Source organism: Streptomyces sp. NPDC048278 (genome assembly GCF_040652195.1).
GTDB lineage: Bacteria > Actinomycetota > Actinomycetes > Streptomycetales > Streptomycetaceae > Streptomyces.
This window is the reverse complement of record NZ_JBEZLP010000034.1, coordinates 1-14,488: the sequence shown is the minus strand read 5'-3', so window position 1 is coordinate 14,488 and position 14,488 is coordinate 1. Positions and strand designations below refer to the sequence as shown.

General features: G+C 72.1%; 8 protein-coding genes. 7 read left to right on the top strand and 1 reads right to left on the bottom strand.

The window, feature by feature from the left end:
- Positions 1–289 precede the first annotated feature (289 nt).
- The 3 genes from AB0D74_RS39570 (at position 290) to hflX (ending at position 5,660) form a co-directional block, all read left to right on the top strand.
- Positions 290–2,431 carry an HD domain-containing protein gene (locus AB0D74_RS39570; protein WP_362598110.1) on the top strand — a complete coding sequence of 714 codons (2,142 nt, stop codon included), beginning with the start codon at positions 290–292 and terminating at the stop codon, positions 2,429–2,431.
- Between the two features lie 69 nt (positions 2,432–2,500).
- Positions 2,501–4,009, top strand: a complete 1,509-nt coding sequence (locus tag AB0D74_RS39565) for a M1 family metallopeptidase (protein WP_362598108.1) — start codon at positions 2,501–2,503, stop codon at positions 4,007–4,009.
- 157 nt (positions 4,010–4,166) lie between these two features.
- Complete coding sequence (gene hflX / locus AB0D74_RS39560; protein WP_362598105.1) at positions 4,167–5,660, top strand: GTPase HflX; 1,494 nt, start codon at positions 4,167–4,169, stop codon at positions 5,658–5,660.
- Positions 5,661–5,837: 177 nt separating this feature from the next.
- On the opposite strand, the gene AB0D74_RS39555 is transcribed toward hflX, so the two are convergent.
- A complete protein-coding gene (locus tag AB0D74_RS39555) occupies positions 5,838–7,061 on the bottom strand; it encodes a hypothetical protein (RefSeq protein WP_362598102.1) in 1,224 nt (407 codons plus the stop codon).
- Between the two features lie 359 nt (positions 7,062–7,420).
- On the opposite strand from AB0D74_RS39555, the gene AB0D74_RS39550 reads away from it, so the two are divergent.
- The 4 genes from AB0D74_RS39550 (at position 7,421) to AB0D74_RS39535 (ending at position 14,401) form a co-directional block, all read left to right on the top strand.
- Complete coding sequence (locus AB0D74_RS39550) at positions 7,421–9,001, top strand: diaminobutyrate--2-oxoglutarate transaminase family protein (protein ID WP_362598099.1); 1,581 nt, start codon at positions 7,421–7,423, stop codon at positions 8,999–9,001.
- Between the two features lie 162 nt (positions 9,002–9,163).
- Positions 9,164–11,116, top strand: a complete 1,953-nt coding sequence (locus AB0D74_RS39545; protein WP_362598096.1) for an IucA/IucC family protein — start codon at positions 9,164–9,166, stop codon at positions 11,114–11,116.
- A 296-nt stretch (positions 11,117–11,412) separates the two neighbouring features.
- Complete coding sequence (locus tag AB0D74_RS39540; protein ID WP_362598094.1) at positions 11,413–12,228, top strand: GNAT family N-acetyltransferase; 816 nt, start codon at positions 11,413–11,415, stop codon at positions 12,226–12,228.
- A gap of 190 nt (positions 12,229–12,418) precedes the next feature.
- Complete coding sequence (locus tag AB0D74_RS39535) at positions 12,419–14,401, top strand: ATP-dependent DNA helicase (RefSeq protein WP_362598092.1); 1,983 nt, start codon at positions 12,419–12,421, stop codon at positions 14,399–14,401.
- Positions 14,402–14,488 lie beyond the last annotated feature (87 nt).

The window sequence follows — 14,488 nt, the reverse complement described above, 5'->3', positions numbered from 1 at the left end:
TGCACGTCGTAATCCGTGGTCCGGGCGGTACTCCAACCCCCGGATGCACGGCCCGCGTTGCCCCGTCTGGCGAGAAACGTGGGCCACCCCCCGAACAGGTGGCGCAAAATCGTAAACCTCGAATTGGTCGCTCGATTGGGTGATCCGTTTCACGCTCGGCGGGAGCCGGTCAATCGGGCGCGATGGGCTCGGTAGCATCAAGCACCGGCACGGACGGGGGAACGTCGCCAATCCCTGAGCCGCGTATGCCCTGGGGCCCCGTCCGCCGGTACACGAGCCGGAGGTGCCCATGAGTGCGGAGGCCACGAACCCTGCGACGCCCGGTCCTGTCGTGCCCACAGCGGCGGTCCGCAGGAAGGCCCGCCCCCGGATCGACCTGCGCCGGCTCGGCCGGGCCGCGCTGCTCGGCAACGCCGCGCGCGGCAAACTCCCCGATGCCATCGGCCATGTCGCCGAGGCGCATCGCGCCCACTACCCCGACGCCGACCTGGAACCCCTGCGCCACGCCTGGGTCCTGGCCGAGTCCTCGCACCGCGGCCAGATGCGCAAGAGCGGCGAGCCGTACATCACCCACCCCCTCGCGGTCACCCTGATCCTCGCCGAACTCGGCGCCGAGACCACGACCCTGACGGCGTCTCTGCTCCACGACACCGTCGAGGACACCGACGTGACGCTCGACCAGGTGCGGGAACAGTTCGGCGAGGAGGTCCGTTACCTGGTCGACGGGGTGACCAAACTCGAGAAGGTCGACTACGGGGCCGCCGCCGAACCCGAGACGTTCCGGAAGATGCTCGTCGCCACCGGCAGCGACGTCCGCGTGATGTCGATCAAGCTCGCCGACCGGCTGCACAACATGCGCACCCTCGGCGTGATGCGCCGTGAGAAACAGGAGCGCATCGCCAAGGTCACCCGCGACGTCCTCATCCCGCTCGCCGAACGGCTCGGCGTGCAGGCGCTCAAGACCGAGCTGGAGGACCTGGTCTTCGCGATCCTGCACCCCGAGGAGTACGAGCACGTCCGGGAGCTGATCGCCGAGAACGCGGCCCGCACCGACGACCCCCTCGCAGGGATCGCCGACGAGGTGCGCGGGGTGCTCCGCGAGGCCGACATCCCGGCCGAAGTCCTCATCCGGCCCCGGCACTTCGTCTCCGTCCACCGCGTCAGCCGCAAACGCGGCGAGCTGCGCGGCGCCGACTTCGGCCGGCTGCTCGTGCTGGTCAACGAGGACGCGGACTGTTACGCCGTCCTCGGCGAACTGCACACCTGTATGACCCCGGTGGTATCGGAGTTCAAGGACTTCATCGCGGTACCGAAGTTCAACCTGTACCAGTCGCTGCACACGGCGGTCGCCCGCGCCGACGGACAGGTCGCCGAGGTCCTCATCCGCACCCACCAGATGCACAAGGTCGCCGAGGCCGGCGTCGTCGCCCTCGGCAACCCCTACGCCCCGGCCGCCGACGCCCCCGCCGCGGAGAGCGCCGACGCCCCGGCCGACGGCGAGCGCGCCGACCCCACCCGGCCCGGCTGGCTCTCCCGCCTCCTCGACTGGCAGAAGGCCGCCCCGGACACCGACACCTTCTGGTCCACCCTGCGCGAGGACCTCGCCCAGGACCGCGAGATCACCGTCTTCCGCCCCGACGGCGGCGCCCTCGGCCTCCCCGAGGGCGCCACCTGCGTCGACGCCGCCTACGCCCAGTACGGCGAGGACGCCCACGCCTGCATCGGCGCCCGTGTCAACGGCCGCCTCGCGACCCTCAGCACGGTCCTCAGGGACGGCGACACCGTCCAGCTCCTGATGGGCCAGGACCCGGCCTCCGAGCCCTCCCGGGAGTGGCTGGAGCACGCCCACACCCCGGCGGCCCGGATCGCCATCCAGCGCTGGCTCGTCGCCCACCCGGACAGCACCGGCGAGCCCCCGGCCCCGGCCCCCAGCCGTCCCGCCCCCGACTTCCCCGTCTCCGGCACCGCCGCCGGCGACGTCCCCCGGACCGCCAGCGCCGTGGTCGCCGACCGCCCGGACGCGACCGTACGGCTCGCCGGCTGCTGCACCCCGGTACCGCCCGACGAGGTCACCGGCTTCGCCGTGCGCGGCGGAGTGGTCACCGTGCACCGCGTGGAGTGCGCCGCGGTGGCGCACATGAAGAGCACCGGGCGCCCCGAGGTGGCCGTGAGCTGGGGCGACAGCACCGCCTGCCGGGTCACCCTGATCGCCGAATCGTTCGGCCGGCCCCATCTGCTCGCCGACCTCACCGAGGCGATGGCCCAGGAGGGCGCCGAGATCGTCTCTGCGACCGTGGAACCCCCCAGCCAGCAGCGCGTCCGCCACACGTACACCGTCGAGCTCCCCGACGCGGCCCACCTGCCCGCCCTGATGCGCGCGATGCGCAATGTGCCCGGTGTGTACGACGTCGGCCGAGCGCAACACCAATGAATTACTCGTTCGGGTGGATTGAGCGCGGTTCGTACCCGTAAGCGCGGGGTGTGCTGGTAGCGGTGGTCCATGCCGCTCACCCTCCGCACCCGCCGCGCCGCACAGCGTGCCTCCCGACCGCTCCGGCACCGGCGGGCCGCCGCCCTCCTCGCCTCCGCCGTCTCCGTCGCCCTCCTCGGTGCGAGCGCCCCGCCGGTCCCGCTCGGCGTCGGCGACCGGCTCTTCCCGTACCTCGGCAACCCGGGGTACGACGTGGCGTCGTACGACCTCTCCTTCACCTACCCCGGCAGCAACGACAAGCCGCTGCAGGCCGTGACCACCATCGACGCATGGACCACCGCCGACCTGGACCGCCTCAACCTCGACTTCGCGCACGGCAAGGTCGAGTCCGTCGAGGTCGACGGCCGGCCCGCCGCCTTCGAGAGCGCAGGCGAGGACCTGGTCGTCACTCCGGACCGGCCGCTGCGGCGGGGCGACTGGACGCGGATCACGGTCAAGCACACCAGCGACCCGGTCTCCGCCAAGGGCCAGGACGGCGGCTGGGTGCGCACCACCGACGGGCTCGCCATGGCCAACCAGGCCGACGCCGCCCACCTGGTCTTCCCGTGCAACGACCACCCGTCCGACAAGGCGATGTTCACCTTCCACGTCACCGCCCCGAACAGCTACACCGTCGTCGCCAACGGCCTGCCCACCGACTCCGTCCGGTCCGGCGGCCGGACCACCTGGACCTACCGCACCGAGCACCCCATGGCCACCGAGCTGGCCCAGGTCTCCATCGGCCGCTCCGCCGTGCTGCACCGCGCCGGACCGCACGGACTGCCCGTCCGCGACGTCGTCCCGAGCGCCGACGCCAAGAAGCTCGAACCCTGGCTGGCCAAGACCCCGGACCAGATCGCCTGGATGGAGAGCAAGGTCGGCACGTACCCGTTCGAGACCTACGGCGTGCTCATGGCGCAGGCGTCCACCGGCTTCGAGCTGGAGACCCAGACCCTCTCCCTCTTCGAGAAGAACCTGTTCACCGAGCCCGCCTACCCCAAGTGGTACATCGAGTCGGTCATGGTGCACGAGCTGTCCCACCAGTGGTTCGGCGACAGCGTCAGCCCGCGCGTCTGGTCCGACGTCTGGCTGAACGAGGGCCACGCCACCTGGTACGAGGAGCTGTACGCGGAGGAGAAGGGCAAGCAGCCCATGATCAACCGCATGAAGGCCGCGTACGGCGCCTCCGACCGCTGGCGTGCCGCCGGCGGACCGCCCGCCCGGCCCAAGGTCCCCGACCCCGGCCAGAAGATCGGCATCTTCCGCCCCAACATCTACGACGGCGCGGCCCTCGCCCTCTACGCCCTGCGCCAGGAGATCGGCAAGCCCGCCTTCGAGCGCCTGGAGCGGATCTGGGTCCAGCGGCACAAGGACGGCACCGCCACGACCGCCGACTTCGTCCACCTGGCCTCCGCGGTCGCGGGCCGCGACCTCACCGGTTTCTTCGACGCCTGGCTGTACGGCACGAAGACCCCGCCGATGCCCGGCCACCCGGACTGGAAGCAGGTCCCGGCCCCGAAGAAGCAGACCAAGAAGTGACGGCCGGGCGGCCCCCGGAATAACACGGTGCCGGGACGGGACGTACCGTGCGACCATCGTGGGGCCGCACGGTACGGGTCGCGGGGAATCTCCCGGGGTACTCGTACGTTGAGAAGTCGAAAGTCGGCTTCGGCACTCCCATCGACGTAAGGACCCAATGACCTCCTCTTCTTCCCCTTCCCAGGACACCAGGCGCCTCGCGCAGGACTACCCCGACGGTCTTCGGGCCGATGCCCTGATGGAAGAGGACGTCGCCTGGAGCCACGAGATCGACGGAGAGCGGGACGGCGACCAGTTCGACCGCTCCGAGCGCGCGGCCCTGCGCCGCGTCGCGGGCCTCTCCACCGAGCTCGAGGACGTCACCGAGGTCGAGTACCGGCAGCTGCGCCTGGAGCGCGTCGTGCTGGTCGGGGTGTGGACCTCGGGCACCGTGCAGGACGCGGACAACTCCCTCGCGGAGCTGGCCGCGCTCGCCGAGACCGCGGGCGCGCTCGTCCTCGACGGCGTCATCCAGCGCCGCGACAAGCCCGACCCGGCCACCTACATCGGCTCCGGCAAGGCCCTGGAGCTGCGCGACGTCGTCGTCGAGACCGGCGCCGACACCGTCATCTGCGACGGTGAGCTCAGCCCGGGCCAGCTGATCCAGCTGGAGGACGTGGTCAAGGTCAAGGTCATCGACCGGACCGCCCTGATCCTCGACATCTTTGCCCAGCACGCCAAGTCCCGCGAGGGCAAGGCGCAGGTCTCGCTCGCGCAGATGCAGTACATGCTGCCGAGGCTGCGAGGCTGGGGCCAGTCGCTGTCCCGCCAGATGGGCGGCGGCAAGGGCGGCGGCCTCGCCACCCGCGGTCCCGGTGAGACCAAGATCGAGACGGACCGGCGGCGGATCCGCGAGAAGATGGCGAAGATGCGCCGGGAGATCGCGGAGATGAAGACCGGCCGCGAGATCAAGCGCCAGGAGCGCCGCCGCAACAAGGTGCCGTCCGTCGCCATCGCCGGCTACACCAACGCCGGCAAGTCCTCCCTGCTCAACCGCCTCACCGGCGCCGGCGTCCTGGTCGAGAACGCCCTGTTCGCGACCCTGGACCCGACCGTCCGCCGCGCGGAGACGCCCAGCGGGCGCCTCTACACCCTGGCGGACACCGTCGGCTTCGTCCGCCACCTGCCCCACCACCTGGTCGAGGCCTTCCGCTCCACCATGGAGGAGGTCGGCGACGCCGACCTGATCCTCCACGTGGTCGACGGCTCGCACCCGGTCCCGGAGGAGCAGCTGGCCGCCGTGCGCGAGGTGATCAGGGACGTCGGCGCCACCGGCGTACCCGAGTTCGTCGTGATCAACAAGGCCGACGCGGCCGACCCGCTGGTCCTCCAGCGACTGCTGCGCAACGAGAAGCGCTCCCTCGCGGTCTCGGCCCGCACCGGCCAGGGCATCCAGGAACTCCTCGCCCTGATCGACAACGAGCTGCCCCGCCCGTCCGTCGAGATCGAGGCCCTGATCCCGTACACCCACGGCAAGCTGGTGGCCCGCGCCCACAACGAGGGCGAGGTCCTCTCGGAGGAACACACCCCCGAGGGCACCCTCCTCAAGGTCCGCGTCCACGAGGAACTCGCGGCGGAACTCGCGCCGTACGTGCCGACTCCGGCGGCGTAACAACCGCTGAGCAAAGGCCCGCCCCCGTTCTTTTGGGGGCGGGCCTTTCGGAACCTTCTGAGGAGCGGGGCTTCAGCGCCCCGTCAGGGGCGCGGGGAACTGCGCGAGCAACCGACGACGGCGGGTCACTCGCCCACGCACCTTTCTGACCACGGCGCGCGGGCGACACCCGCCCCCTCACTGATCGGCAAACTCCTTGCTGACCCCCTCATAAACCCCCTTGGCCACATCCCCGAACCGAGGCCCGGCCAGCCACCCCGAACTCACCGGCCCGATCGACGTGTTGGACACCAGCGCCGGCTTGCCGTCGGCACCCGTCTCCACCCAGCCGCCCCCCGACGCCCCGCCGGTCATCGTGCACCCGATCCGGTACATCGTCGGCGCCGACGCGTCCACCGACAGCCGCCCGGGCTTGTCGGCGCACTGGTACAGCAGCGACCCGTCGTACGGCTTCGCCGCCGGATACCCCGTCGCGGTGATGCTCGACACCTTCGGCACCGCGGGCGCGTCGAAGTTCACCGGCAGCGCCGAACCGACCGTCTCCTCAAGAGACCTGCCGCCACTGCCCTGCTCCGGCGTCACATGGATCACGGCGTAGTCGTACGACGCCCCGTTGCCGCCCGTCTCACCGCCCTGGTCGATCCACTGCTGCGAGGTCTGCGCCCCGTCGCCCCACCAGACGCCGTACGGCGCGACCTCCGAACGGGTCGCCGCCGCCAGCGCCGAGCCCGTCAGCCCCTTGTCGTTGTACGACGGCACGAACGCGATGTTCCGGTACCAGCCGCCGTTCTTGCCGGCGTGCACACAGTGCCCCGCCGTCCACACCAGGTTGGACTTGCCCGGGTGCGCCGGGTCCTCGACGACCGTCGCCGAGCAGACCATCGTGCCCTCGGGGGAGTCGAAGAAGACCTTCCCGGCCGTGGCCGCGCTCGCGTGGTAGGACGGCCGCACCGCCTTCGCCTGGACCGGCTCCGGCGTCGGGTCGGTCACCCCCTGGTCACCGGAGAGGTCGTTGTCGTCGACGCCCTTGTTCTTGTCGGGGTCGTCGGCGTCCCGCATCCGGTTCGGGTCCCACAGGCCCTTGATGATGGGGTTGACGAAGTCGTTGGCCTCGCGCAGCCAGTCGTCCTTGTCCCAGTTCTTCCAGGCGCCGTGCTTCCACTTGTCTATGTCGATCCCGTGCTCTCTGAGCTTGTTCTTGATGTCGTCCGGGATCTTGATCTTGCCGTCACCGGTGTCGGCGGTGGCGGACGCGGACGCCGCGCCGCCCGCGTTGTCGTCGCCGGAGCCACCGCAGGCGGTGGCGGTCAGCGTCAGGACCGAGGCGAGGGCGACGGCCGCCAGCGCACGCGGCGCGCCCCTTCCACCTCGGAGGGCGAACGACGGCCGGATGGATCGCATGGTGGTGACTCCCCCTGTCGGCAAGGAACTTCAGCGCCACACACTATGCGCTCGCTGTGCGGCGCTCCCGACGGATGGGCAACGGTTTTGCTACGGGCCCCACCAGCGGGGCAACCGCGGTCCGCGGGTGGGACCGACGCGTCGCACGTGCCCGGTGGTACCGGTGACGACGTCCCTCCCGGCAGGGCGAACGCCGGCCGGGCCGGCCACGGCAAGCCCACGGCAAGCCCACGGCAATGATCTTGAGGTGACCCGTAACCCCGAGGCCGGTCCGGGGTTGGTAGCGGTGGGGGTCCGGCTGTCTGTGCCCGGCACCCGGCGATCAACTCGCCTCTGGACAGCGGGGAGGACAGCGAGCCGTGGCCGTGACGGAGTCGGTGACCGGGGGGACGTCCGGGGGAGCGCGCGGGGCGCACGAGGGGATCCTGAGACGTCAGTCGGCGCGTGAGTCGCGGGCACGTACCTACGCGCGCGCCCTGCCCATCGTGCCGGTACGGGCGCGCGGCCTGACCATCGAGGGCGCCGACGGTCGCCGCTACCTGGACTGCCTCTCCGGCGCCGGCACCCTCGCCCTCGGCCACAACCACCCCGTCGTGCTGGAGGCGATCCGCAAGGTCCTCGACTCCGGCGCCCCGCTCTCCGTCCTCGACCTGGCGACCCCCGTCAAGGACGCCTTCATCACCGAACTGTTCCGGACCCTGCCGCCCGGACTCGCCGACCGCGCCCGCGTCCAGTTCTGCGGGCCCGCCGGCACGGACGCCGTCGAGGCCGCCTTCAAACTCGTCCGGGCCGCGACCGGCCGCACCGGCATCCTCGCCTTCACCGGCGCCTACCACGGGATGACCACCGGCGCCCTGGCCGCCTCCGGCGGAGCCGGCGACGTCCGTGTCGCCCGGCTGCCCTACCCCCAGGACTACCGCTGCCCGTTCGGCGTCGGCGGCCCCCGCGGTGCCGAACTCGCCGCCCGCTGGACCGAGACCGTCCTCGACGACCCCAAGTCCGGCGTCCCTCTCCCCGCCGGCATGATCCTCGAACCCGTGCAGGGCGAGGGCGGGGTGATCCCCGCGCCGGACGACTGGCTCCGCCGGATGCGCCGGCTCACCGCCGACCGCTCCATCCCCCTGATCGCCGACGAGATCCAGACCGGGGTGGGCAGGACCGGCGCCTTCTGGGCCGTCGAGCACAGCGGGGTCACCCCCGACGTGATGGTCCTGTCCAAGGCCATCGGCGGCAGCCTCCCCCTCGCCGTCGTCGTCTACCGCGACGACCTCGACGTCTGGGAGCCCGGCGCGCACGCCGGCACCTTCCGCGGCAACCAGCTCGCCATGGCCGCCGGCACCGCCACCCTCGCCCACGTCCGCGAGAACGCCCTCGCCGAACGAGCGGGCCTGCTCGGCGCCCGGATGCTCACCCAACTGCGCGCACTCCAGAACGACTTCACATGCGTGGGAGACGTGCGGGGGCGCGGACTGATGATCGGCGTGGAACTGGTGGACCCGGAGGGGGAGGAGCTCCCAGCGGACGCGGAGGAGCGGGCGCAGGAGCGGGCAGCGAGGGAGGCGACGACAGCGCAGGAGGCGAGGGCGGCGGGGGCGGCGGAGGAGACGAGGGCCCGAGGCGGCGGTGGCGCGGGCGCGGCGGTGCGGGGTGCCGCGGTGAGCGGGTGGGAGGGGGAAGCCCGGCCGGTACCGCGCCCCGCCGCTCCCGAACTGGCCTCGGCCGTGCAACGCGCCTGCCTGGAGCGGGGCCTGATCGTCGAACTCGGGGGCCGCCACGCCGGTGTCGTACGACTGCTGCCGCCCCTGACCATCACCGACGAACAGGCGACCGCCGTACTGGACCGCCTCGCCGACGCCATCGCGGCCGTGGCCCGCGACCCGGCCGCCCACGGTGCCGTGCCCCGACCGGCCCCCACACCCGACAGCGACCCGCCGACCTGACCGTCCGGAGGGAACCCGCCGGCCGGAGCGCAGGAGCGCCGGAGCGCAGGAGCGCCGGGGCCGCCGGAGCCGCCGACTCCCGTCAGGAACTCGCCACCCGACCAGCCCGGTTCGCCCGCCACACGCCGAACACCGCACCGCCCGAGCCCCGAGGAACCCTCCTTGAACGCCACCCCCGCGCCCGACGACAACGGAGACCAAGGCCCACAGGGACGCCCCGTTCCGCTCGCCGAGTCGGTCCCCCAGCAACGAGGCCGTACCTCCCCGCCCGAGCGGCCACGCGACGACACGGGAGACCTCCTCGAACACCCCGACCCGCGCATCGCCGCCCAGGCCGCCGCCGTGGAGAACCTGCTCCGCTGCTGGGTACGCGAGACGAACCTGCCCACGCCCGACACCGGCACCCTCCGCATCCCGCTCCCCGTCAGCGGTACGGCCCTGCTCACCCCGGTCCGCCACTGGTCCCCGACCGGCTGGCACCGCTTCGGACCACCCCGCCTGGCCGGCGCCTCCGACACCGCCCCAGCCGTCGACGCGGTCACCCTCGCCGCCCTGCTCACCCGCGAGACGACCCCGGGACCGGCGGACACCGCCGACACCGCCGACCGAGCCGAGAGCGCCACCGGCCACCCCGAAGCCACCTCCGACGGCGCCGACCTCGTGGCCCGGGTCGCCGACTCCCTGCGCCGCACGGTCACCTTCGTCGCGGACCGGCGCGCCCACCCCGCCGACGGCCCCGACCGCTTCCTCGCCGCCGAGCAGGCACTCCTCCTCGGGCACCCGTTCCACCCGACCCCGAAGAGCCGCGAGGGCCTGACCGAGTCCGAGGCCCGGCTCTACTCACCGGAGCTGCGCGGCTCCTTCCCCCTGCACTGGCTCGCGGTCGCCTCCTCCCTGCTCGTCACCGACTCGGCCTGGACCGAACGAGGCCGTCCCGTCCCCGCCGCGCACCTCATGGAGCGGTTGGCGGGCACGGCCCTGCCTCTGCCCGACGGCTGCGCCGCCGCCCTGCCCCTGCACCCCTGGCAGGCCCGCGACATCGGTCACCGGGAGGAGACCGCCGCCCTCCTCGACGCCGGGCTCCTGCGCGACCTGGGCCCGCTCGGCGCCCCCTGGTACCCCACCTCCTCCGTGCGAACCGTGCACCGCACCGGCGCCCCCGCCATGCTCAAGCTGTCGCTCGGCCTGCGGATCACCAACTCCCGCCGGGAGAACCTCCGCAAGGAACTCCACCGGGGCGTCGAGGTGCACCGCCTGCTGCGCACCGGCCTCGCCAAGCAGTGGCAGGCCGCCCATCCCGCCTTCGACATCGTGCGCGACCCCGCCTGGCTGGCCGTCGACGGTCTCGACGGCCGGCCCGTACCCGGACTCGACGTGGTCGTCCGGCACAACCCGTTCATCCCCGACGACGACGTGTCCTGCATCGCCGGACTGGTCACGCCCCGGCCCCTCGACGCCCCGGCGGCGAACGGCAGGCCCCGCCCGTACCGCTCCCGGCTGGCCCGGGCGGTCTCCCGGCTCGCCGAACGCACCGGCCGGCCCGTGGGCGCCGTCAGCGCCGAGTGGTTCCTGCGCTACCTGGAACAGGTCGTCCGCCCGGTGCTCTGGCTCGACAGCGAGGCCGGCATCGCCCTGGAGGCCCACCAGCAGAACACCCTGCTCCTGCTGGACGCCGACGGCTGGCCGGCCGGCGGGCGCTACCGCGACAACCAGGGCTACTACTTCCGCGAGTCCCGACGGGCCGACCTCGACGCGCGGCTGCCCGGCATCGGGGAGCACAGCGACACCTTCGTCTCCGACGAGGTCACCGACGAACGCTTCGCCTACTACCTCGGCATCAACAACGTGCTCGGCCTGATCGGCGCGTTCGGCTCCCAGCGGCTCGCCGACGAGCGGCTGCTGCTCGCGGCGTTCCGCCGGTTCCTCACCGACGCGGCCACCGGCCCCGCCCGGCTGCGCACTTCCCTGCCCGGCCGCCTGCTCGACTCACCCGTCCTGCGCTGCAAGGCCAACCTGCTGACCCGGCTGCACGGCCTCGACGAACTCGTGGGCCCGGTCGACACCCAGTCCGTCTACGTCACCATCACCAACCCCCTCCACTCCGCGCCTTCCTGACCCCATCGCCTGCCCCCACCGACACCGTCTCCGGCCCTCGTGCACCGCCCTTCGCCGACCGACCGCATCCACCGATCCGGTCTCACCGACCTGCGTTCACCCATTCCGTGTCCTCGATCGACTTCGCCGATCCCAGTTCGCCGATCCGATTCCACCGACCCCTTCCACGGATCCGAGTTCGCCGATACGAGTCCGCCGATCCCTTCCACGGATCCGAGTCCGCCGATCTGCATTCACCGCCGTTCATCCACCGACCGAGGAACATGACCCACCTCGTCTTCTGAGAGGAGCGCACCGTGCCTCCCACCGACGCGAGCGCCGGCACCGGCCCCGTCCCCGTCCCGGTCCGTCCCGGACCCATCGGCCACCCCGGCCGTTCCGGAACCGCCGAGGACATCAGGGACTGCGAGGACACCCTTGACCTCCGCCTGCCCGTCGAACTCCTCGCCCTCGTCGCCGGGACGACTCCCGAGACCGACGGACGAGCCCCCGGGCCCGCTCACGAGAGACCCGGCCGCCCCTTGCACCAGCCCGGCGCATCCGACCTGCTCGACCAGGTCGGCACCTGGGGCCCCGCCGAGACCCCGGTCGGCTCCTTCCACCTGCTGCCGGTCCAGGTCGAACGCGACCTGCCGGTCATCAGCGCCTGGATGAACGACCCCGCCGTGGCCGCGTTCTGGCAGCTGGCCGGCTCAGGCACACAGACGGAGGACCACCTGCGCGCCCAGCTCGCGGGAGACGGACGCAGCGTGCCGTGTCTGGGCGTGCTCGACGGCACCCCGATGAGCTACTGGGAGATCTACCGAGCCGACCTGGACCCGCTCGCCCGCCACTATCCGGCCCGCCCGCACGACACCGGTGTCCACCTGCTCGTCGGCGACGTCGCCGACCGAGGACGAGGACTGGGGTCCGCCCTGCTCAGAGCCGTGGCCGACCACGTACTCGATCACCGCCCCGCCTGTGCCCGCGTCGTCGCGGAACCCGATCTCCACAACACCCCCTCCGTGGCCGCCTTCCTCAACGCGGGCTTCCGCTACGCCTCCGAGGTCGACCTGCCTGCCAAACGGGCCGCCCTCATGATCCGGGACCGGTCCCTACGTCATCTGATGTAGCGCTGAGTGATTGCGCGTACACATGTAGTACGAAGCGGCGGCCGATCGAGTTCCCGGCGGTCCGGAAAAAATCCGAGCCGCCCGGCCTTCCCCCTTGGTCCGCCCGTCCAGGAGCCCCCGGCGTGATCCCACCCCCCGTCCCCGCCTTGATCGCCCGGTTGTCAGTGGCGGGTCGTAGGGTGGTCGCGCTATGACGAAGCCCTCACTCCCTGAACTCCTGCATGCCGCTGTCTCAGCTGTCGGCGGTACGGAGCGCCCCGGCCAGGTGACCATGGCCGAATCGGTCGCCGAAGCGATCGACGACGGATCCCATCTGCTGGTCCAGGCCGGCACCGGCACCGGCAAGTCGCTCGGCTACCTGGTGCCCGCCCTCGCGCACGGAGAGCGGGTCGTCGTCGCGACGGCGACCCTCGCCCTGCAGAGACAGCTCGTGGAGCGGGATCTGCCGCGCACCGTCGACTCCCTGCACCCGCTGCTGCGCCGGCGCCCGGAGTTCGCGATGCTCAAGGGCAGGTCGAACTACGTGTGCCTGCACCGGCTGCACGAGGGCATGCCCCAGGACGAGGAGGAGGGCCTCTTCGACCAGTTCGAGGCCGCCGCGCCCACCAGCAAGCTCGGTCAGGACCTGCTGCGCCTGCGCGACTGGGCCGACGAGACCGAGAACGGCGACCGCGACGACCTCACACCGGGCGTCTCCGACAAGGCCTGGGCGCAGGTCTCGGTCTCCTCCCGGGAGTGCCTCGGCGCGTCCAAGTGCGCCTACGGCGCCGAGTGCTTCGCGGAGATGGCCCGCGAGCGCGCGAAGCTCGCCGAGGTGGTCGTCACCAATCACGCCCTGCTGGCCATCGACGCCATCGAGGGCGCCCCGGTCCTCCCGCCGCACGAGGTGCTGATCGTGGACGAGGCGCACGAACTGGTCTCCCGCGTCACCGGCGTCGCCACCGGCGAGCTCACCCCGGGCCAGGTCAACCGGGCGGTCCGGCGTGCCGCCAAGCTGGTCGACGAGAAGGCCGCCGACCAGCTCCAGACCGCCGCCGAGGGCTTCGAGCGGCTGATGGAGCTCGCGCTGCCCGGCCGCCTGGAGGAGATCCCGGAGGATCTCGGTTATGCCCTGTCGGCGCTCAGGGACGCCGCCCGTACCGTGATCTCCGCGCTCGGCACGACCCGCGACAAGTCGGTCCAGGACGAGGACGCGGTCCGCAAACAGGCACTGGCCTCCGTGGAGACCGTGCACGACGTGTCGGAGCGGATCGTGAACGGCTCCGAGTGGGACGTCGTCTGGTACGAACGCCATGACCGCTTCGGTGCCTCCCTGCGGGTCGCCCCGATGTCCGTGTCCGGCCTGCTCAGGGAGAAGCTCTTCGCGGACCGTTCGGTCGTCCTCACCTCGGCGACCCTCAAGCTCGGCGGCGACTTCAACGGTGTCGGCGCCTCCCTGGGCCTCGCCCCGGAGGGCACGGAGGGGGACGACCTCCCGCAGTGGAAGGGCGTCGACGTCGGCTCGCCCTTCGACTATCCGAAACAGGGCATTCTCTATGTCGCCAAGCATCTGTCGCGCCCCGCACGGGACGGCGACCGTGCCGACATGCTCGACGAACTGACCGAGCTGATCCAGGCCGCGGGCGGTCGCACGCTCGGTCTGTTCTCCTCGATGCGGGCCGCTCAGCAGGCAGCCGAGGAACTGCGCGTCCGGATTCCCGAGTTCCCGGTGCTCCTGCAGGGTGAGGAGACCCTCGGCGAACTGATCAAGAATTTCGCTGCCGACCCCAGGACCTGCCTCTTCGGCACGCTCTCGCTCTGGCAGGGCGTCGACGTCCCCGGACCCAGCTGTCAGCTGGTCGTCATGGACAAGATCCCGTTCCCGCGCCCGGACGACCCGCTGATGAGCGCCCGGCAGAAGGCCGTCGAGGACGCCGGCGGCAACGGTTTCATGGCGGTCGCCGCCACCCACGCCGCGCTCCTGATGGCCCAGGGCGCCGGCCGTCTCGTACGGGCGTCGGGGGACCGCGGTGTGGTCGCCGTACTCGACCAGCGGCTTGCCACCGCGCGGTACGGCGGTTATCTCAAGTCCTCACTGCCCGACTTCTGGTACACCACGGACCGTAACCAGGTCCGCAGGTCGCTGGCGGCGATCGACGCGGTGGCGCGGCAGACGGAGGCGGAGGCGCAGTGATCGTGGGCGCGCTGCACCGACTACGTGTGCGGCCGTTGCTGGAACGCGGCCCAGGGCCTGTGTCTGCGCTGCGCTCCGGACACGGCC